Annotated in this window: 17 protein-coding genes and 2 pseudogenes; 10 read left to right on the top strand and 9 right to left on the bottom strand. The window is 33.4% G+C overall.

What is annotated here, in order from left to right:
- The first annotated feature begins 310 nt into the window (after positions 1-310).
- The 6 genes from ACQH1W_RS02560 to ACQH1W_RS02585 all read left to right on the top strand — a co-directional run bounded on the left by ACQH1W_RS02560 (position 311) and on the right by ACQH1W_RS02585 (position 7101).
- The gene (locus ACQH1W_RS02560) at positions 311-1639 is read left to right on the top strand and encodes a hypothetical protein (protein WP_425361138.1); all 1329 of its coding nucleotides are present in this window, start codon (positions 311-313) and stop codon (positions 1637-1639) included.
- 23 nt (positions 1640-1662) lie between these two features.
- On the top strand, positions 1663-2379 hold the full coding sequence (locus tag ACQH1W_RS02565; protein ID WP_375332960.1) for a hypothetical protein: 717 nt from the start codon (positions 1663-1665) through the stop codon (positions 2377-2379).
- Between the two features lie 575 nt (positions 2380-2954).
- Positions 2955-4316, top strand: a complete 1362-nt coding sequence (locus tag ACQH1W_RS02570) for an MFS transporter (protein WP_425361139.1) — start codon at positions 2955-2957, stop codon at positions 4314-4316.
- A gap of 46 nt (positions 4317-4362) precedes the next feature.
- Positions 4363-4818, top strand: coding sequence for an MFS transporter (locus tag ACQH1W_RS02575; RefSeq protein ID WP_425361140.1), 456 nt, complete (start codon positions 4363-4365; stop codon positions 4816-4818).
- On the top strand, positions 4781-5725 hold the full coding sequence (locus tag ACQH1W_RS02580; protein ID WP_425361141.1) for an MFS transporter: 945 nt from the start codon (positions 4781-4783) through the stop codon (positions 5723-5725). Before ACQH1W_RS02575 ends, ACQH1W_RS02580 begins: the two co-directional genes overlap by 38 nt.
- 47 nt (positions 5726-5772) lie before the next feature.
- A complete protein-coding gene (locus tag ACQH1W_RS02585; protein WP_375332962.1) occupies positions 5773-7101 on the top strand; it encodes an MFS transporter in 1329 nt (442 codons plus the stop codon).
- Here the strand turns inward: ACQH1W_RS02585 and ACQH1W_RS02590 are convergent.
- Positions 7061-7768, bottom strand: coding sequence for an HD domain-containing protein (locus ACQH1W_RS02590; protein WP_425361142.1), 708 nt, complete (start codon positions 7766-7768; stop codon positions 7061-7063). The two genes, ACQH1W_RS02585 and ACQH1W_RS02590, sit on opposite strands and share 41 nt — an antisense overlap.
- 228 nt (positions 7769-7996) lie before the next feature.
- On the opposite strand from ACQH1W_RS02590, the gene ACQH1W_RS02595 reads away from it, so the two are divergent.
- On the top strand, positions 7997-8251 hold the full coding sequence (locus ACQH1W_RS02595; protein ID WP_341762142.1) for an RC1041 family protein: 255 nt from the start codon (positions 7997-7999) through the stop codon (positions 8249-8251).
- A gap of 451 nt (positions 8252-8702) precedes the next feature.
- Positions 8703-8968 (top strand): annotated as a pseudogene (locus ACQH1W_RS02600) (transposase); the annotation flags it as partial.
- Positions 8969-9281: 313 nt separating this feature from the next.
- Here ACQH1W_RS02600 and ACQH1W_RS02605 read toward each other — a convergent pair.
- The 3 genes from ACQH1W_RS02605 to ACQH1W_RS02615 are packed head-to-tail and all read right to left on the bottom strand — an operon-like array spanning position 9282 to position 12091.
- Positions 9282-10523 carry an MFS transporter gene (locus ACQH1W_RS02605; RefSeq protein ID WP_341763190.1) on the bottom strand — a complete coding sequence of 414 codons (1242 nt, stop codon included), beginning with the start codon at positions 10521-10523 and terminating at the stop codon, positions 9282-9284.
- A gap of 31 nt (positions 10524-10554) precedes the next feature.
- Positions 10555-11286, bottom strand: coding sequence for a LuxR C-terminal-related transcriptional regulator (locus ACQH1W_RS02610; protein WP_375332964.1), 732 nt, complete (start codon positions 11284-11286; stop codon positions 10555-10557).
- Positions 11287-11329: 43 nt separating this feature from the next.
- A complete protein-coding gene (locus ACQH1W_RS02615; protein WP_341763192.1) occupies positions 11330-12091 on the bottom strand; it encodes a hypothetical protein in 762 nt (253 codons plus the stop codon).
- Between the two features lie 335 nt (positions 12092-12426).
- Here ACQH1W_RS02615 and ACQH1W_RS02620 point away from each other — a divergent pair, with 335 nt between their 5' ends.
- On the top strand, positions 12427-12780 hold the full coding sequence (locus tag ACQH1W_RS02620) for a hypothetical protein (protein WP_341763193.1): 354 nt from the start codon (positions 12427-12429) through the stop codon (positions 12778-12780).
- Positions 12781-12867: 87 nt separating this feature from the next.
- Here the strand turns inward: ACQH1W_RS02620 and ACQH1W_RS02625 are convergent.
- A pseudogene (locus ACQH1W_RS02625) lies at positions 12868-13067 on the bottom strand (DDE-type integrase/transposase/recombinase); the annotation flags it as partial.
- Between the two features lie 242 nt (positions 13068-13309).
- Here ACQH1W_RS02625 and ACQH1W_RS02630 point away from each other — a divergent pair.
- Positions 13310-14488 carry an ATP-binding protein gene (locus ACQH1W_RS02630; RefSeq protein ID WP_375332966.1) on the top strand — a complete coding sequence of 393 codons (1179 nt, stop codon included), beginning with the start codon at positions 13310-13312 and terminating at the stop codon, positions 14486-14488.
- Positions 14489-14509: 21 nt separating this feature from the next.
- Here ACQH1W_RS02630 and ACQH1W_RS02635 read toward each other — a convergent pair whose 3' ends face one another.
- The 4 genes from ACQH1W_RS02635 to nusA form a co-directional block, all read right to left on the bottom strand.
- A complete protein-coding gene (locus ACQH1W_RS02635; protein ID WP_425361143.1) occupies positions 14510-14980 on the bottom strand; it encodes a GNAT family N-acetyltransferase in 471 nt (156 codons plus the stop codon).
- Between the two features lie 7 nt (positions 14981-14987).
- Positions 14988-15383, bottom strand: coding sequence for a 30S ribosome-binding factor RbfA (gene rbfA, locus ACQH1W_RS02640; protein ID WP_341763196.1), 396 nt, complete (start codon positions 15381-15383; stop codon positions 14988-14990).
- On the bottom strand, positions 15384-17882 hold the full coding sequence (gene infB / locus ACQH1W_RS02645; protein ID WP_425361144.1) for a translation initiation factor IF-2: 2499 nt from the start codon (positions 17880-17882) through the stop codon (positions 15384-15386).
- Positions 17883-18755: 873 nt separating this feature from the next.
- Positions 18756-20252 carry a transcription termination factor NusA gene (gene nusA, locus ACQH1W_RS02650; RefSeq protein WP_425361145.1) on the bottom strand — a complete coding sequence of 499 codons (1497 nt, stop codon included), beginning with the start codon at positions 20250-20252 and terminating at the stop codon, positions 18756-18758.
- Between the last annotated feature and the right edge of the window lie 451 nt (positions 20253-20703).

The following is a 20703-nucleotide window of genomic DNA, read 5'->3' on the forward strand; positions in this document are numbered from 1 at the left end:
TAATTAGATATTGATGATTTGGTTGAACGATAGCAAGAAAAAATAATATAGAAAATTGAAATAATAAATCTTGGTTGTAACAATATCACAATTCTATAAACAAATTAGAAGGGGAAAAAGAGAGATTGGTAAGAATATAGGCTGAGATCAAAGGATGTTAAATATCAGGACTAATATAGTTATGTGAGTAGAATATTGGATATTGTTTATATTATAAAAAATAATTAATTTTCATTAAAAATAAGTTGACTAATATTTTAGAATTGATTCTAATTAAATTATGGTAATATAAATAAACTTATTAATACAAATGAAAAATAACATGGCTGATGATTTTGATGACGGGGATAAAGGCAAAGAAGAGGTGGCAGGTTCAGCTCAACTTGAGAATATTATTAATAATATCAAATCTCAAATGCATTCCACTAACCCAGCTGAGTTAGAGAGGCTCAGTCGTGATATAGATAGTTTTTTAACTGGTAACATCCCGGAAAAGATACTAGAGAGCTTGAAAACAATACAAGCTATTGTGAACGAAAGGAAAGAACGTGCTGAACAGTATATGCTTTACGGTCAAGAGGAAAAAAGCAGAGAAGCAGCAGAAGAAGCTAAGTTACAAGAATCCATAGCACGTTTAGAAGAAGCAGCAAACGAAAAACGAGAGGCAGAGTTAAAGCAACACTTTGATGAATATAAAGCATTTCAAGACAAGTTTGATGAACTATTAAAGGAAGAGGATGATCTTGTAAAAAAAGCAGCAAATGATCCGAAGTCTTTAACTACTCAAGAAAAAGCCAAATTAATGGGGCAATATGCAAGTGAAAAAGAAAAAGAAAAGGCTGAAAAGAAACAACAAGAAATAAGCCAGTATTGGGGAAAGCATTACGCTATTAAAGATAAAGCTAATAAATCCATCAATTATAGAAAAGACCAAATTAAAGTTAATGAGGCAATAATTAACCGTTCTGATGTTCCTGAATCAGAAAAAGATAAGGCTCGTCAAGATAATGCAGTACATAATCAAAAAATCAAAGAACATGAAGAAAATTTAAAGGTTCTTGCGCCAAAAGAACAAGAAAGAGAAAAACGTAGAGAGGCAATTCTTACATTAGTCAATAGCAGCCAACCTGAATTAGCGATAGAAGAGGTAAAAAAGCATCATAATCGTCATGGGAAAGAATATAATGAAGCAAGGCAACAAGATCCAAAACACCAAGGATATCATGAGCTGCACTCAATGATTATGAATTTAGGTGGTCATGAAAAATTAGGGTTACCTAAACCGAAATATCCGGTACAGGAACAACTAGTTGCAACTGCTCAAAATACAAAAGATTCTTCGGTGAAGAATAAGCCTGAACCTATCAAGCATTCCGTTGAACAATTAGTTGCAACTCCTCAAAATACAAAAGATTCTTCGGTGAAGAATAAGCCTAAACCTATCAAGCATCCAGTTGCCAAAAATCCTATAGAACATGCCCTAGCTATCAAAGAAAGTTTAAAACACCAAGCATCATCCAAAAAAGTTAGCTCAGCGGGAAATGTAAACCACACACAAGCCAAAGGGGAAACCCAAAGTGCTAGTGCTAAGTTTGCACAACGACGAAAAGCCATGATGGCAGAACATGGTGGTAGATAATAACATAAATTAAGGAGATTATTATGAAAACTAAAAGAGTAAATTTACCTGATAATGCAGGGGAAAGGAAGACAATAGATAATTACTTGACGGATACCTATAATAAAGAGGGAATGTTTACTACCTCACAAAAGTTGTATGAGCAACATAGAAAGACAGAAGAAACGGAAGCATATAATACTAATGTTCACTTACGAGAATTAACAATATCAAGTGATAAAGATATTGCATGGGAGTTCTTTTTATATTTATCAATAGGGGTAAAAGAAGCAGCTTTTTATTTGGCATCAAGTTTTTGGGAGGTATTTGGTACAACAAAAGATGAATTCTTAGCTTATTTATCTATGGCAATAGGTATTAAACTAGGTGACAAGAAATCAATTAAACTGGCTGGTAATGAGCCTATCCCACAGGATGCTAAGCAGTTAGCAGACAAGTGTGTAGTACAGATTAACAAAAACGCAAGAGAAGTAGGAAGTAAAAAAATTACCTATGAAGAAGCTATAGGCTACGGTAAACTAGTTGATAAAATATTGTCTGCTAATGCTAAACCAACATTTGCAGACAATATTCAAGAGGGTGAGATAAAAGGTTATGCTGACTTTGTCGCACTAGTAGAACCAGCAGAGAGTCTGTATCCCAGTTTGCTTGGAGTAGGTGAAGATGTGCCTCTAGATGTTGCAGCACTAGGGCAGGAAGATTCTAGTTCCCATTCTTGTTGTGGTTGTGTTATATCATAGGTTGTAATGGTAAAGATGATGTCATTCCTGCTTCAGTGCGGAATCTAAAGAAACAGACAGAAAGGGTGCTTTAAACCTTCTAGATTCCGCACTGAAGCAGGAACGACATCGTTTTTACTTTGTAACTCACCTTACGCATGGCATTTAAAAGCCATAGGGAGAATAGCCTAGAGTCATTGCAAGAAGCCACTTTGGTGGCGAAGCAATCCAGTAACATCATTTATCTATAGATTGTTTCCTAGATTGCTTCGCTTACGCTCGCTAATAGACGCTGTGGTATAGGTATTTGTAAACTTTCGACAGTTGTGGGGGTTATGTGCACAACTGTTGAAAGTTCAACAAACGTCATTGCGAGGAGGCTGTAAGGCCGACGAAGCAATCCATATGACAAACTTCATGGATTGCCACGCTCACGTACGTTCGCTCGCTAATAGACGATTTAAGTCTTACAACAGCACTTAGCAATGACGATTTTTGAACTTTCGACAGTTGTGGGGGTTATGCGTAAGGTGAGTTTGTAAGCAATTAATTATATACAACTCTAGACAATATAACTTAAGGGTTTAAACACTAATATGAGCAAATTTGTACGAGATGACGGCAGAGTTATATATACTCAGACCAGTCTCACTAAAGAACAAAAACAAGCTGTTGGGTTGCTGTCGATCGGGACGTTCCTAGAATATTTTGATCTGCTGCTATATGTCCATATGGCAGGGGTTCTTAATGAGTTATTTTTTGAACCATCTGATCCTCAGACAACCGCTTTAATGATGTCTTTTGCTTTTTGTTCCACTTATGTTTTCCGACCTGTTGGGGCAGTAATATTTGGTTGGTTAGGCGATAATATAGGACGTAAGTCAACAGTGATCATCACAACTCTTATGATGGCTGCCTCATGTCTTGTCATGGCTAATCTACCTACTTATGCTCAGATAGGAGTAACAGCTACTTGGATAGTAACCATCTGTCGTATCATACAAGGTATATCTTCTATGGGAGAGGTGACAGGGGCAGAACTTTATTTAACGGAAACGCTTAAGCCACCAATCCAATATGCAACTGTGGGATCATTAGGAGCTTTTGCTGCCTTAGGGGGCATAGGTGCTTTAGGCATTGCGTCACTTGTAACTTCGCATGGTTTTAATTGGCGTCTAGCATTTTGGCTAGGTGCAATAGTGGCATTAATCGGTTCTATTGCTAGAACAACACTTAGAGAAACACCAGAATTTGCTGATGCCAAACGTCAACTAAAAAAAGTTTTTGCAAAAACTAATACAGATACCAATACTTTAGAAAAAAATCCTATTTGGGCAGAAAAGGTTAATAAAAAAACAATATTAGCTTTCTTTTTTTTACAATGTTTTGGACCGATAAGTTTTTATTTTATTTATGTACATTGTGGTAATATTTTAAAAACTAGCTTTGGTTATACAACGGTTGAGGTTATTCATCATAATTTTATTGTCTGTATAATGGAGTTCGTAACCATATTAACATTGTGTTATTTAAGTTTAAAAATATATCCATTATTAACAATGAAAATTATACTGATCATATCTTTTATTTTTATGATATTTTGTCCGTATTTATTGAATAATGTTAATGCTCCTTATCAATTATTTTTGATGCAATTTGTTATACTTTTATGTGAATGTTTAGCTCCTGTTCTTCCCGTTTGTTATGAAAGTTTCCCGGTATTTAAACGTTTTACCTGTGCTAGCATTACATTTGCTGTATCTAGAGCCTTAATGTTTGTTATTACCTCTTTTGGTTTTGTCTATTTTACTGACCATTTTGGCAATTGGGGATTATGGTTTATTATGATTCCTGCAATTATAGCTTCCGCATACGGTCTATTACATTTTGAAAAGTTGGAGAAGGAGAGAGAAAATTATTTTCAACCAAAAATTGATTTGGCAGCAAAGGTTAGGTAATAATAGGTAAATATTGATAACATAAAGTAAGGGTTTAAGCACTAATATGAGCAAATTTGTACGAGATGACGGCAGAGTTATATATACTCAGACCAGTCTCACTAGAGAACAAAAACAAGCTGTTGGGTTGCTGTCAATAGGAACATTCTTAGAGTATTTTGATCTGATGCTTTATGTACATATGGCGGCTTTTCTTAATGAGTTATTTTTTGAACCGACTGATCCTCATTCTAGCTCTTTAATGATGTCTTTTGCCTTTTGCTCCACATTTGTTTTTCGACCAGTTGGTGCGTTAATATTTGGTTGGTTAGGCGATAATATAGGACGTAAATCAACAGTGATCATCACAACTTTCATGATGGCTGCATCCTGTCTTGTTATGGCTAATCTCCCTACCTATGCTCAGATAGGCAGTATGGCAGCTTGGATATTGACCATCTGCCGTATTATGAGGCATATCTTCTATGGGAGAAATAACAGGAGCACAGCTTTATATAACTGAAACGATTAACCCACCAGCCCAATATGTAGGTGTGGGATTGATGTGGGCTTTCTCTTCTTTAGGAGAGGTAGGGGCTTTAGGAGTTGCTTCACTTGTTATTGCTTATGATTTTAATTGGCGTGCAGCATTTTGGCTAGGTGCAATAGTGGCATTGATTGGTTCTGTTGCAAGAACGAGGCTACGAGAAACACCAGAATTTGCTGATGCCAAACGTCAACTAAAAAAAGTTTTTGCAAAAACTAATACAGATACCAGTACTTTAGAAAACCATCCTATTTGGACAGAAAAGGTTAATAAAAAAACAGTACTAGCTTTCTTTTCATTACGATGTGTTCCCCCGGTATGTTTTTATTTTGTCTATGTATATTGTGGTAATATTTTACAAGCTAGCTTTGGTTATACAATATCCGAGGTTATTCATCATAATTTTATTATCTGTATAATAGAGTTTTTGACAGTATTAATATTATCTCGTTTAAGTTTAAAAGTGTATCCGTTATTAACCGTGAGAATTATACTCATAATATGTTCTGTTTTTATAGTATTTTGTCCGTATTGGCTGAATAATCTTCATTCTCCTTACGAGTTATTTTTGATTCAATTTATTATAATTTTATTGGAGGACTGTTTAGGTCCTGCTATGCCAATTTTTTACAAAAACTTTCCGGTATTTAAACGTTTTACCTATGCTAGTATGATATTCGCTATATCTCGAGCTTTGATGTATGTTATTACTGCTTTTGGCTTTACTTATCTTGTTAACCATTTTGGCTATTGGGGATTATGGGTTATTATGATCCCTACAATTGTGGGTTTCGCATACGGGCTATTACATTTTGAAAAGTTGGAGAAAATGGCTGGGAATTATCCTCAGCCAAATGTTAAATTGGCAGCAAAGGCTGGATAATATATAGGTAAATATTGATAACATAAAGTAAGGGTTTAAATACTAATATGAGCAAATTTATCCAAGCAGATGGCAGGGTTATATATACTCAGACCAGCCTTACTAGAGAACAAAAACAAGCTGTTGGGTTGCTGTCGATCGGGACGTTCCTAGAGTATTTTGATCTGATGTTATATGTACATTTAGCAGTATTACTAAATGAATTATTCTTTCCCAAATATGATCCTTTTACCACTTCATTGCTTTCGGCTGCTGCCTTTTCTTCCACTTACATATTAAGGCCTTTTGGAGCGTTATTGTTTGGTTATATTGGCGATTATTTAGGTAGAAAGACTGTCGTGATTATAACTACTTTTTTGATGGGTATTTCGTGTGTTATTATTGCAACTATACCGACTTATGCTCAAATAGGGATTACTGCGTCTTGGATACTTGTAACTTGTCGTATGATACAAGGTTTGGCAGCAACTGCTGAAGCACGAGGAGCAGAAATTTATTTAACTGAAAGTTCAAGCCCGCCTATTCAATATTCATTAGTTACCTTAATAACTGTGTTTTCAGCCATAGGAACTACAGCAGCACTTGGAGTTGCTTCAATTTTTACTAGTACACATATTTATCAGAATGCATTCAGCTGGCGTACAGCTTTTTGGGTTGGGGCTGGCATTGCGTTAATTGGTTCTGTTGCTAGAACCAGTTTAAAAGAAGCCAATGAATTCATGAATAAGAAAAAAATGTTAAAAAATAGGTTTATAGACAATAAAATTGAATTTAACAAGCTGAATGAAGAAATTATCAACCAACCAGTGCCAATTTCAACTTCAATCGCATATTTTTTGATTCAATGTGCTAGACCTCCTTGCTTTTATTTCGTTTATATATATTGTGGGGACATATTAAAACAAAAATGTGGTTTTTCGCCTAATGAGGTTATAAATCAAAATTTTTGGGTATCTTTAGTAGACTTATTTGGAATAGTTATGCTAGCTTATCTTAGTTATATAATCCATCCTTTAAAGATACTTAAAGCAAAGCTCTATTTATTTTTTGCTTCAATTATTTTATTTCCCTTGGTGTTATCCTATAGCCTAAACTCGAATTATATTTTTATTTTTCAATGTTTAGCTGCTTTATTTGTGTTTGATCATGTACCTGCATCACCAATATTTTATAAATATTTTCCTATCTTCAAAAGATTTACATATACTAGCATGTTAAGTGCCATAGCCAAATTACTCACTTATTTTATAACATCGTTTGGTTTAGTATTCACTACAGAATACTTAGGTTATTGGGGATTATTTTTAATTCTAGTACCTGTGGGCATAGGATTTTTTATAGGAGTGTCTTATTTTGAGAAAATGGAGAAGCAATAACTTGAGATAGTTTAGTAAAAATATCAGCGTTATTTTTTATAACTCCCAATCTTATGTTATGCTTATGACATTTCTCATATAGGATATCGCAAAGCCATGGTAGCTCTACTACTTCACATAAAATTAAAGAATACTTTAAAGTTTCTTCAATTATCTTCTTCGCTTTTTCTGGAGACTTAGCTTCTAGAGTCTCAATATTGTGAAGCCTATCAAATATCTTAATAATTAAGGTATCATATTTCTTTTGTCTATATAGCGATTCCATCATCTCCGCCGAGCTAATCTTGCCATGAGGCTTGTTCCTGCTTAAGTCTTCTACTTGACTAGCAACCTGCTCCCCAAAAATATAAGCAATCATCTTTTCGGTAAGTTCTGTATCCTCGATGGTGTCATGCAGTATGCTGGTAACAATAATGTCAGTGCGGAAAAGATAATCAGAAATCATATAAGCCACCTCTAGTGGATGGGAGTAATAAGGCTCACCTGACTGCCTCATTTGGCTGCCATGATATTTCTTGGCGTAATAAATAGCCTTTCTAACCTCATCAATATCTATTGGCCTGTTTACTTCCTCATTCATCTTACGTAATTTGTCCAGTAACCTAGTAGCATATTGACAAGGTGCATACTTTGAGTTGTCCCAATAATTGATCTCTTCTTCTTCCATAAAAAAACCATACTCTATATTTTAAATATATAAGTTAAACTAAAAATTAGAATATTACTAGGAATTTATTATATTTTTTTGAAAAAGTGTAAACTATAAGTGACTAGACAAATATTATCAGCTTTTTAGGATAAACAAAAAAAAATGTAGAAAACATTTTGAGAAATAATAATATTATGCTACTATGTTATAATACTAGACAACTAATGCGATTTTTAGATTATAGAAATGTCAAAAGATAATTTAGATACTGGCAGAAATACCGATAGTAAATTTGTTGAAACAGAAGAAGAAAGAGAAAAACGACTGGATCGTGAAGAATCAGCTAGGAAACTAAAGGCAATTCTCTTTGTATTTATACCTCTTTTAGTTGCTTTCCTAACCTTCACTTATTTCTTTCTTAATTCAATAGAAGAAAAAAGTAAACTACTAAAAGAACAAACAAGTCAAAATATATCAACACCAAATAGCTCAGCAAAATAGGTGGATTTGGCTAAAAAAATTAGTTTATTGGTTGAAAGGCATAACATAAGGCTGTTTTAAGAAGTGATACAGTTGTTATATGGATTTAAAATTTGTTACTTTAGAAACGCTTTAAATCAGATGGTATTTTTAGGAAAAAAGTAAAAATTGCAAAGTTACCAAGAACGCTAACTATTCCATAGATGATCCATCCATAGAACGTTTTAGTCTAGTTTTAGGGTATGATGGTTAGTAATATGTAAGATTAAACTCCGGGCTGTTGAAAAAGTCATAAGAAGAAGTGGAAGAAAGTTAAGATAAGGAATAAGATGTATTTTTATGCTTAAATGCAGGTGTAAAGATGCAGGATTATAAATCTGATCAAGAAGGTGTGAGATGTGATAGAGTTAGCTTAAGGTGCATGATACCTGATGATCATTTATTAGTGAGAATTCATGAAAGTAAAGAATTAGATAGTACTAGGGAGTTTGCTACTTATGCAGGACTTACACCTAAACATAGAGTATCTGGAAAAGTGCTATATCAAAGATTGGTTCAGCTAAACTACGTAAAGCACTATACTTTCCTGCTATAGTAGCTAAAAATCATAACCCTATATTTAAACAATTTACCCAAAAGCTATCTAGTAAGGGTAAACCTACTAAGGTTATTATTGTTGCTATTATGCGTAAATTATTACATATTAGACTTCTTTCGAAACTCTACTTTTGCTGGTGATTTGTACGTCGATGCGGTACTCGAATCCTCACGTACATTAGAGTACGCTGCGGTTCTGCGTTCCGCGTCTCCTTCAAATCCCTCAGCATAAGCGAGTTTCGAAAGAAGTCTATTGTCTTTGGAATAATTAAAAATAATTCTATCTTTAATCCTATTTTAGCCCTTGACTCTTAAGACAGTATCAGAACCCACCGTCAAGTTAACTTGAATTTAACAAAAAATGAGTATTTTGTGAACGATACTATGCTGCTTACAGACCGAAAATTTTGTTAAAATTGGCGTTTTTCAGTTAACTTGACGGTATCGTTAAAACTTATATTATATTTTTATATGTTTCTTTGTAAAAAAATATTATAAAAATAGCTAAAATAGCTAGGAAGGTTAAATAATAAGACATCGCTAATCTATCTCCTGTAACCTGATATATCCAAGCACCAATCATAGGGACTGTCCCTCCAAATATTGCTGCACTTATGTTGCATGATAGTGCTACTCCTGTAAAACGAACACTAGTTGGAAATAGTTCTACTAGAATCGTTGGTATTGCACCCATATGAAATGCTACTATTACAGCAAATAAAATTTGTGCTGTAGTTGCAAGATAATAAGATTTAGTATTTATCATGAGAAAAATTGGGTAGGTGAGTATTATAAGTGCTAGGCAACTAAAAAGAATTACAGGTTTGCGTCCTATCTTATCTGAGATGTAGGCAGTAATAGGAAAAGTAATGATCATGGTAACTAAAGTTAAGCTTCCTAATGTTGAGCATTCAGTTTGGCTATATCCAAGGGACAACATGTAGTTTGGAATGAAAATAGTTGCAGCATAGAAAGGTGCTGTAACATTAATATAAAGACCTATTGCTAACCAAAGTTTTTTCTTATAGTTTAATAGTAGTTCTCGCAAAGGGTATTGTAAGACTAGTCCACAATCTCTTACCTTGGCATATATTGGGGTTTCTGAAATGCTATTTCTTATGTACATTCCTATCATACCAACAAAAAAACTACTAATAAAAGGTAATCGCCACCCAAAAGACCATAAATCTTCTTTTGATAACAAGGAACTGAGTAAATAAGCAATTATTATCCCTAACAACATTCCTAAGCATTGACTAATATATACAATACTTCCAATTATACCCCTGTTATTTGCTGGTGCATGTTCTGTAAGGTAAATAACGCAACCACTAAATTCCCCACCTAATGAAAATCCCTGAACTAACCGTACTATAGTTAAAATTATTGGAGCAACTAAACCAATTGAATTATAACTAGGTAGTAATCCTATTATGGTAGTGGGAACTACCATTGTCAAAATACCTATAACCAAGGAAATACGTCTCCCAAATTTGTCACCAATATTACCAAAAATAATTCCTCCAAGCGGTCTTACCACAAACCCAGCTGCAAATATTGCAAAAGTCAGTATTTCACTAATAGAACTATCTGGCAAAAATTTTTGTTTTAGTATATAAGCAAACTGAGCATATAAAATAAAATCATACCATTCCAATGCGTTGCCAATCATACAGGTTAAAACAATTTTTTTCATAGAAACTTATTTTTTAGACACAAGAATAATACTAATTTGGAATGTAATGTAGGAAACCACTATTAATTGCTTTTTCTATAAGTTGAGATTTATTACTGCACCCTAACTTTAATTTGATTATCGCAAAGTATGATTCCACAGTACGTACTGACAGGTTTAATATAGTGGCGATTTCTTTCATGGATTTACCACGTAACAATAAGAATACACATTCTTGTTGTTTTTTGCTTAAAGGAAGAGGAGAATGCTCCTGATTTAAAATATAAATTATAGGTTTATCCTGCGAATTTATAAATTTTTTATCAAATTGATTTAATGCTAGATACCAATTAAACATATTAGTGTTAGATATGTCCATAACTTGACCAAATATCCCAGTGATTTTCCCATCTTCTTGTTGTATGGGGATCTTATGACTCATTAAGGTTTTCCAGCCAGATGAATAATTGCAAATATATACGCTTAATATTGCCTTAGCAGTCTCGATAACTTTCTGATCAAGGGTTATAAATTGCTCAGCTGCTTTTACGGCTTCACAAGGTATGTCAAAATCTGTTAAATCAACGCAGTGGTCTGGACTCTTCCAACCCAGTAGTAGAGAATAATCTTTACTAATAACGGAATACTTAGAATTGATGTCTTTAGCGATAACAAAGCCAGGTACATTTACTATAGAAGCAAATTCAGATTTTAAATCGTTTTGTTTACTACAAATTATTGATGTATTTTGTACTGAGCTTTTATCTTGGACAGGCTTCAACATAATTTGTTACACGAATATTTTGTTGTTATAATTAGCTGGACACTTAGTTGGACACCTCTACACTATAAACTATTTTTTCAATATTACCATTATATCCTAGTTCTCCTATAATAATCTTGGAGGCTTTACATACCATATTTTCTTTGAAAGAGACTGCTACTCTCTTTGCAGTATCCTGTAATTCAAGCCTTGGTGGGTATTGGTAAAACAACGTCATATGAGGATTATATAACTCCAAAACTCCACTAACGCCATAATTATCGACTTGTTCACGTTGAACATTTGACATATCTTTATAAACATCTTTAGAGCGAGCTAACGGATGTTTGTGGAAAGGGCTAGCTAAATGAACGATTGATGCGTGTAATTCCTGAAGATATTTAGTTTTTTCTGCCCCTAAGTCTATCCACCTATCTGCAGTAGAGTAAATTTTACTAAAGTTTAAGGTAAAAGGTTGGAGTTTTAGTCCTTTAATTTTGTCATATATTTGTTGTAAATCTTTTGTTTCATATGCTCCGTGATATAAGGTAACATGCCAATAATTTTTAACATTATTTAAATGACTTAATATTTTTGCAATATCCTGATTTAGTTTTTCAGCTACTCTTACACATTTTTCTTCTGGTAATATAACAATCCCATATTCTTTTATATTATTATTTTTTCCTGCTGCTAATGTTCCACTACTATAAGCAAGTACAAGCCAAACTATAACAAAAAAGAAGAATGACTTTTTAATTAAACTCCTAACAGTTGCATATGACATAGAGCATTTTCCTAATAAATCCTGTACTTGAAATTCCATAATTATACCTCAAAATTATTTTTTAATTATCGGATGACTAACTTTATACATAAATAATATGTAAAAAATCAACTCAAATCAATACCGTAAAAAATACTGTAGTAATTAATACATCAGTATATAACTCCACAGTAAAAAATCAGACTATTATTTACCGTGAAATTATGATTATAAAGTTATAATAATATTTTTTCTAATATTAAGTAAAGTAATAAATAGGATTTACTAAATGATTAAAATAAATATTTATAGTAGCAATCAATCAGCCGACCTTATCTAGGCTTACAACAGGCTATGCGGACAAACATAACATTAGCAAATAAAGGAAGTAGAACATGAATTACCAAATATTAGCCTTGGTCATTGGAGTATTTAGCCTAATCATCGGACAGATATTATTAATACTACTCTCGGTCAAATGGCTTAATCAAATCAGATCAACCTGTAGTGACATCAAGGTTATTTGCAATAATTTTTCTAACGTCTACATCAAAGCACAAGATGAAATAGTAGCTCTATATCAAAAGAGTACAGAGCTAGCTAATAGTACAGTTAAGAAAGAACATCATATATTACATGCTACCTTTCAGTTAGAAGACATAAATGTCAATCTTAAAACACTACTTGACGAGTGTAAAGTATTTACTAGCTCTAGCAATACTACGTCACAGACCAAGGAACAAAAATAATTAACATTAACTAACTAATCCCAGTTGATTCTGTCGCATCTGTAAATCGTGGTCTAGCGAGAATCGTAAAACCTCAGATTTTGGACATTATGATGCCATGAGCATAACAAAATTTTCAAAAGTAGAAAAATTATTATTAGCTTCAGTAATTTGTCTTTTTTGAATCATACGAATATTTTCTATATCAGTGATAGTAACCGCAGCAGAACAAAAAATTTTAAACCAAGCATTGGTTTAGCTCGTTTCTTGATAAAGCGGTGGTCTTGTTCAACTATATTATTCAGATATACTCTTCTGCTCCTACGAATTGTTTTTTGAAAATATCATGGATTCGCATGCGTAACTATACCATATGTACGCTATGCCTTCTCACCATTCATTTTCAAATCCAATTCTTCAAATCATTTGAGTATAGTTGCAAGAATGGAAGATATAAAAGATTAGAGAAATTAAGATTGATCAATAAATATGGACTTTACTCCTAAATGGGTTTACTATTTAGGAATAAAATCCTAAATAGTAAACCTATATGTATACAAGATATTTCAAATTAAACTTAAATCACAAGCAAACAGCTTTCTTATGGGGAGCTAGAAAAGTAGGAAAATCAACTTACTTAAAAAACCTATACCCTAATTCAATATATTATGATCTATTAAAAACTGACTTATATTTTAAGTATCTAAAACAACCATCAAATTTTAGAGAAGAAGTATTAGCACTACACTCAGCTAAGCTTGATCTTCCTATAATAGTAGATGAAATACAAAAAGTTCCAGCGTTACTTGATGAAATACATTGGCTCATAGAAAATACTGATAGTTATTTTATTTTATGTGGTTCAAGTAGTAGAAAATTAAGAGCATATGGTACAAATTTATTAGGCGGTAGAGCAATAAAATATAATTTTTTTCCATTAGTATACCCTGAGGTGAAGGAGGATTTTGATCTTTTAAAAATATTTAATAATGGCTTAATTCCATCGCATTTTATCAGTAATAATCCTCGTAAATTACTAAAAGCATATGTTGAGGATTATTTAACTAATGAGATTCGGGCTGAGGGACTGGTAAGAAATATTACAGCGTTTAGTAGATTTATAGATAGCACGGCTTTCTCCTCTGGCGAACTAGTGAATTATTCTAACATAGCTCGCGATTGTTCTATTGATGCTAAAACAGTTAAAGAATATTACCAAATATTGGTTGATAGTTTGGTAGGATATTTAGTTTATCCCTATCAAAAAAAAATTAGTAGAGAAATTATATCATCTAATCCTAAATTTTATTTTTTTGATGTAGGCGTTGCAAGTAGTATTAGGCAAAATCATTTTAATAATACCAAAGGATCAGAAGCAGGAAGGGCTTTAGAACATTACGTGTTTACTGAGTTACAAGCATATATAAACCTAAATGATTTAGATCATCGTATAAATTATTGGCGTACTAAGACAGGCGTAGAAGTGGATTTTATAATTAGCACTATTACTGGTAAGCCATTACCAATTGAAGTAAAAATATCTTCGAATGTTCATAAAACTGAAATAAAAAGTATAAAATCTTTTATGGAAGAGCATCAAGTGGATCAAGGATATGTAGTTTGCTTAGAAGATAATTCAAGGAAAATATGCCTAGATAATCGAGAAATAAATATACTGCCAATAGAAGAGTTTTTAAAAAAATTATGGAATCATGAGATTTTTAAGTGAATATTTAAAATAATAACACTATTATTCATTAGAGTTATATAATTTCATCCCTTCATGTGTTGCTTCAAAACCAAGTCTTTCATAGAACTGTTTGGCTCTTGGACGTTTTTTATTAGTTGTAAGCTGAACAATGGAGACACCTTTTGATTTGCCATATTTCATTGCAATACTCATCATCCATTCACCAAAATGTTGTCCTCTATACTTTTCTGAGATACGAACAGCTTCAATTTGCATCCTAGTTGAACCTATGAAAGTTAGCGATGGCATGATAGTCAAATGGCAAGTGCCAACTATTTCTTTATTCATTTCAACTATCATCAAATATTGATTTGGATCACTATCTATCTTGTAGAACGCATCAATATAAGCTTGATCCAATTCTGCTGAAAACTGTTCTCTTGTTTGTCCAAGTTCATCTTCTAAAAGAAGGTTAAAAATTGTTCTTAAATCAGCAATTGTGGCTTTGCGATGGGTAAGGTTTTGATTCATTGTAATCCTAGTTCACTCGATTAGTTTCAACTTGCTTCAATAACTCCTCAACTTTGTAAGCATTATCAAATCCGTGATCATAATGAAAACGAATTTCTGGTGAATATTTTAAATTAATTTTAGCAGTTATAAAGTTTCTTATAGCATATTTCGAATTATTTAAAGACTCAGTAAGTTGTATCTCATTAAAAGTAGTATTAAATGGTAAAAAGTAACAATCTGCTACTTTTAAATCAGAAGTAACTAAGACTTTAGTAATAGTTACTGGACAATTAATCAGACGTTCATCTAACATCTTACCACGCCTTAGTACTTCCACTAATGCTTCATTTATTAATATTGCCACTTTTTTTTGCCTTTGTGACCTATTTTGTGACTTGTCTTTATCAGAAAGTTTTTGCATTTACAATAACTGTTTTTTTTCTTCAATAATTTCGAAGACTTCTACTATATCACCTTCTTTTATATCATCATAATTTTCAAAAGCGATACCACATTCAAAATTCTCGTGAACTTCTTTGACATCATCTTTAAAACGTTTTAGAGTCTTAAGTTTTCCTTCGTGAATAACAATATTATCTCGTAACAAGCGAACTCCAACACCTCTTTTAATAGTACCCTTGGTAACATAACTACCTGCAACTTTACCAACTTTTGAGACAGTGAATAGCTGTCTAATCTCTGCTGTACCAATATATTGTTCACGAATAATTGGTGAAAGCATACCACTCATTATTGATTTAATATCATCTAACAAATTATAGATAATGGAATAATATCTAATATCCACTTTTTCTTTTTCTGCCATAGCCAAAGCATTATTATTAGTTCTAACGTTAAAACCAACAATAATAGCGTTGGATGCTTTAGCTAAAGTAACATCTGACTCCAATATTCCACCTACTGCATGATGTAAAATCTTTAAACGAACTTCATCATTTGGCAACTTTAATAGACTAGTGATAATTGCTTCAATTGAACCTTGCACATCACCTTTAACAATTATCGGTAACTCTTTTATCATACCGCTATTACCGGAGGCTTTTAGGAATAATTCTTCTAGAGTTGATCTTTGGGTAACAGAAATTTTCTTTTCTTTTGCAAGGCGTTCACGATACTCTACAATATCTCTAGCCTGCTTTTCATTCTGCACTACATTAAACTGATCTCCTGCTCGCGGAACTTCATTTAAACCATAAATCTCTACTGGTAAAGTTGGTTCTGCCTCGGTAAGATCTAATCCTTTATCATTATTCATCCTCTTAATTCTACCATATTTCGTTCCAGCAACTACTATATCTCCATTTCTTAGAATACCACGTTGTACCAATATAGTAGCAACCGCTCCTTTACCTTTATCAACTCTTGCCTCTATGACTACCCCAGCAGTGAGTCCGCTAAAGTTAGCCTTAAGATCCTGCATTTCTGCAACCAATAATATAGCCTCTTCTAACTTATCTAAATTAGTTTTCTTTAAAGCTGAAATTGGTACAATTATAGTATCACCTCCCAACTCTTCACTAACTAAATCATAAATTAATAGATCATTTTTAATTCGGTCAAGATTAATATCCGGTTTATCTATCTTATTTATTGCAACGATTATAGGAACATTTGCCGCTTTAGCGTGATTAATTGCTTCAATCGTTTGCGGCTTTATTCCATCATCTGCAGCAACTACTATAACCACTATATCTGTTACCTTTGCCCCTCTAGTTCTCATATCTGAAAACGCTTCATGTCCTGGAGTATCAATGAAAGTAATAGCCCTCCCATCAGCCAAGGTGACTCGATAAGCACCAATATGCTGGGTAATCCCACCTGTTTCCTGACTTGCCAAATCAGTTGACTTTAAAGCATCAAGTAACGAAGTTTTACCGTGGTCGACATGTCCCATAATCGTTACAATAGGAGCCCTATGCTTTAAATCTTCTTCCTTATCAGCTTCACTAATCAATATATTTTCAACATCGGACTCTTGAACCCTTTTTACTGTATGCCCTAAGGTCGTAGCAACAAGCTCTGCTGTATCTGCATCAATTATTTGGATGGTTGTAGCCATAATACCGAGCTTCATCAATTCTTTTATAACATCTGTGGCTCGCTCAGACATTTTATTGGCTAGATCTCCTACAGAAATAGCTTCTGGAATAATAACTTCCCTATATACTTTGTCTGGTGTTTGTTGCTCGGCTTTACGTTTTTCTTTTTCTCTAGCTCTTTTTATTGATGCAAGGCTTCTAGTTCTACCAGTATTATCGCTTCTATCTGCATCAAGCATATTGAAGATATCTGCCTTTTTTAATTTTTTAGACTCCTCAACTTTAACCTTTGGTACTACTATTTTATTATCACCAGTCTTATCCACCCCAAAAACATCTTCAGGTGCAACGCCAAAATTACTCTGAGAACCAATCAGTGTTGATCTAACAAAAGACTTGGATGGGTTGTTATCCTGTGAAGATGTAGGTGCTAATGTAGTAGGTGGTATTTCAGAATCATTTTCGATATCTTGTAACTCATCCTGAACATTTTCTTCAATATCGTCTATATAGTCTTTTTTCACAGGTTGATTGATAGTTGCAAGTTTACTCAGAGTGCTAATCTTACTATCAGTACTCTGAGATTTTGCATCTTCTGCTGCTTTTTTTAAAATAGTTAAGCGTCTGTTAAATTCTTCTCCAGCAGTAGATTCGCCGCCTTGAGAAGTAGAACCACTAGACCAAAGTTTGTTAAAAGACAAAGTATTAGCTGGAGTGCTACTCTTCCTAACTTCTACAATTGTTTTTGCAGAACTAACAAAACCTCTAGTAACATTGGTGGGTTGGGTTGGCTTACTAAGCGATAGTTTAGGACCACCAAGTGTTAGTTTCTTTGGTTTAGGTTCTTGGTTATTCGTCATAAATATTAAACCTTTAAATAGCAATTATATTTGTGATAAAGTTTTTTAAATAATTTTGCTATGTGATTAATGATTAACAGATATACTCTTCTGCTTTAAAGAATTGGCTTCTGCAAATATTTGTGGGGAATAGTAAGGTACACTCACCCCTTGTTTGTTGTCTCCATTCTTCAAATCATTTGAGTATATCGAATAATTTACAAATTTCTAATTTATCATTAGACCTTTTGTAGAATTCACTTCTGTTAGGGAATTTGTAGGAGACACGAAACCTTGACCCGCAACGTACTCTAGAGTACGTGAGGAGCAGAGTACCGGTATCACACACAAATTACCAGTAGAAGTAGAATGATGCAAGAGGTCTATTAGATTTTCTCTTGCACTTGACTTGCATCTCATGCTTACACTATAATACCATTTTTTTTAAGGGAATTGTTAATTTTTTCTTTACCCAAAATTAAATTACCAAGTTTCTGTTATTAGAAATGGCTAATTTTGCTAGTAGTTCTTCAGTATATCAATAAAATTCTTAGCACTAATACTTAATGCTAAATTTTTTAAAATTTTCTTGCTTTGACTGACAACTAATTAAACATTTTAGATCCTCGTCTACGCACATGGCAACTTAAGTAGTTTAGGTAGCATCCCCACAACTGTTGAAAGTTAAAAAATCGTCATCGCGAGGCGTCGATAGACGCCGTGGCGATCTCATGAAGTAAGCTCTTCTTCACAAGATTGCCACGTCGTCGTTTACAGCGACTCCTCGCTAATAGACGGTTTAGGGCTTACAAAGCTCATCGCGATGACGGCTTTTTAACTTTCAACAGTTGTGGTAGCATCCCCTGTCAGGATTGATACTGAGGTTGCTTAAATTTATTCATCTTCACGAGTACGAGCTGTACGAATCAGTAATTCTATATCATCATCTACCATGTTAGAATTAGGCACTAATGATTTAAATTCATTAACTGTCAACTCTCCCAAATCTTCTATAGTCTTTACACCATACTCAGCTAATTTTAATATGAATTCTGGTTGTAAATCCAATACATCAATTAATTCTTGTTCAACACCTAAAGCTTCGAGTTTAATAATAATTTTTTCATTTTTAGCATTTACATAATTTATTGCTCGTTCTCTTATCTCAGTTGCTAATTCTTCTTCAAAGCCTTCAATATTCATTAAAGTTTCAATTTTACTGGAAGCTAACTGTTCTAGAGAGGTAAAACCTTGTGCAGATAACAGTTGTGCTATCACTTCTTCAACATCTAAGGTCTCCATAAATAACTCAGTAGCAGAGCAAAACTCATCATTTCTCCGTTTGGATTCTTGATCTTCCGTCATTACATTAATATTCCAGCCAGTAAGTTTAGAGGCTAAACGAACATTTTGACCTCTTCTACCAATTGCAAGACTCAAATTATCTTGAGACACAACTACATCAACTATATTCTTATCTTCATCAATAACAATTTTTGCAATTTCTGCAGGAGCAATTGCATTCATAATAAATTGGGCAATATTCTTGCTCCATAATATTACATCTATTTTTTCGCCATTAAGTTCATTAGTAATAGCCTTAATCCTATTACCTCTAATTCCTACACATGAACCTATAGGATCAACACTGGAGTCAGAAGCAAAGACTGCAACTTTTGCCTTTGATCCAGGATCACGAGCTATAGCTCGCAATTCAATTATATTATCATAAATCTCTGGAATCTCTAATTCAAATAATTTTATTAGCATTTGGTCGTCAGTTCTAGATAGAAAAATTTGTGACCCTTTAGACGATAATCTTACGTCTTGTACATAAGCTTTAATACGATCATTAACCTTAAAGCTTTCTCCTCTAATGAGCTGCTCCTTTTTAATCATTGCTTCAGCACGACCACCAAGGTCAACTATGATATTATTAAACTCTACTCTCTTAACAGTGCCGTTTAAAATCTCACCTTTCTTATCTTTAAAATCTTCATATTGTTTTTCTCTTTCCGCTTCACCAACGCGTTGTATTATTATTTGCTTAGCGGCCTGAGCTGCAACAAGTCCAAGATCAATAGGCGGTAAAAATTCATAAATCTCATCGCCAATTTTAGCATCGACTTTCTTTTCAACAGCATCCTTTAAAGAAATTTGAGTAAAATAATTCTCCACATCATCCACTACATCAAGGATTCTAAAAAGATTAATATTACCATTTTTCCTATCAATCTCAGCTTTTATATTATGTTCATTTCCATATTTTCTGCGTCCTGCAATCTGTACAGCCTGTTCCATTGCCAAAAGTAGTGCTTCCTTAGGAAGATTCTTTTCTCTAGCTACAGAATCTATGATCTGCAGAATTTCTATGTTACCAATATTAATCATAAATTCACTGCCTTTTAATGTTAAACTTCTTGCATCTACTTGCTACTGGTAATTTGTGCGTCGGTATACTCTTCTGCTCCTACGAATTATTTTTTGAAAATATCATGGATTCGCATGCTCATGTACTATATGTACACCTAGCATCATAGTACATTTTTTATATAACCACTATTAAAATGGCTGCTGATCGTCTATTAGCGAGGAGTCGCGAAAAAGCGGCAACGCGGCAATCTAGGATACACGAAGCGTTACTCTAAAAAAATTCGCTGTTTACCTAGATTGCCACGGCATCTAAAGAGCCTTGCTATGACGATTATAGAAAAATATAGGGTACTATGACCTAGCATGCTCACCATTCATTAGACTTCCTGCATAATTCTACTTTTGTTGGTAATTTGTGCGTCGATCCGGCACTCGAATCCGTAACGGAATTTGAGTACGCTGTGGGTCG

This window comes from Candidatus Tisiphia endosymbiont of Stenodema calcarata (genome assembly GCF_964030695.1).
In the GTDB taxonomy this organism is placed as follows: Bacteria; Pseudomonadota; Alphaproteobacteria; order Rickettsiales; family Rickettsiaceae; genus Tisiphia.

What these genes read in the sequence shown, in the direction of transcription:
- ACQH1W_RS02595 (WP_341762142.1), top strand. Translation starts at nt 7,997, where the DNA reads ATGTCAAAAGATAATTTAGATACTGGCAGAAATACCGATAGTAAATTT.
- ACQH1W_RS02575 (WP_425361140.1), top strand. Translation starts at nt 4,363, where the DNA reads ATGAGCAAATTTGTACGAGATGACGGCAGAGTTATATATACTCAGACC.
- rbfA (WP_341763196.1), bottom strand. Translation starts at nt 15,383, where the DNA reads ATGCAAAAACTTTCTGATAAAGACAAGTCACAAAATAGGTCACAAAGG.
- ACQH1W_RS02590 (WP_425361142.1), bottom strand. Translation starts at nt 7,768, where the DNA reads ATGGAAGAAGAAGAGATCAATTATTGGGACAACTCAAAGTATGCACCT.
- ACQH1W_RS02635 (WP_425361143.1), bottom strand. Translation starts at nt 14,980, where the DNA reads ATGAATCAAAACCTTACCCATCGCAAAGCCACAATTGCTGATTTAAGA.
- ACQH1W_RS02580 (WP_425361141.1), top strand. Translation starts at nt 4,781, where the DNA reads ATGGGAGAAATAACAGGAGCACAGCTTTATATAACTGAAACGATTAAC.
- ACQH1W_RS02630 (WP_375332966.1), top strand. Translation starts at nt 13,310, where the DNA reads ATGTATACAAGATATTTCAAATTAAACTTAAATCACAAGCAAACAGCT.
- ACQH1W_RS02560 (WP_425361138.1), top strand. Translation starts at nt 311, where the DNA reads ATGAAAAATAACATGGCTGATGATTTTGATGACGGGGATAAAGGCAAA.
- ACQH1W_RS02605 (WP_341763190.1), bottom strand. Translation starts at nt 10,523, where the DNA reads ATGAAAAAAATTGTTTTAACCTGTATGATTGGCAACGCATTGGAATGG.
- nusA (WP_425361145.1), bottom strand. Translation starts at nt 20,252, where the DNA reads ATGATTAATATTGGTAACATAGAAATTCTGCAGATCATAGATTCTGTA.
- ACQH1W_RS02565 (WP_375332960.1), top strand. Translation starts at nt 1,663, where the DNA reads ATGAAAACTAAAAGAGTAAATTTACCTGATAATGCAGGGGAAAGGAAG.
- ACQH1W_RS02610 (WP_375332964.1), bottom strand. Translation starts at nt 11,286, where the DNA reads ATGTTGAAGCCTGTCCAAGATAAAAGCTCAGTACAAAATACATCAATA.
- ACQH1W_RS02585 (WP_375332962.1), top strand. Translation starts at nt 5,773, where the DNA reads ATGAGCAAATTTATCCAAGCAGATGGCAGGGTTATATATACTCAGACC.
- ACQH1W_RS02615 (WP_341763192.1), bottom strand. Translation starts at nt 12,091, where the DNA reads ATGGAATTTCAAGTACAGGATTTATTAGGAAAATGCTCTATGTCATAT.
- ACQH1W_RS02570 (WP_425361139.1), top strand. Translation starts at nt 2,955, where the DNA reads ATGAGCAAATTTGTACGAGATGACGGCAGAGTTATATATACTCAGACC.
- ACQH1W_RS02620 (WP_341763193.1), top strand. Translation starts at nt 12,427, where the DNA reads ATGAATTACCAAATATTAGCCTTGGTCATTGGAGTATTTAGCCTAATC.
- infB (WP_425361144.1), bottom strand. Translation starts at nt 17,882, where the DNA reads ATGACGAATAACCAAGAACCTAAACCAAAGAAACTAACACTTGGTGGT.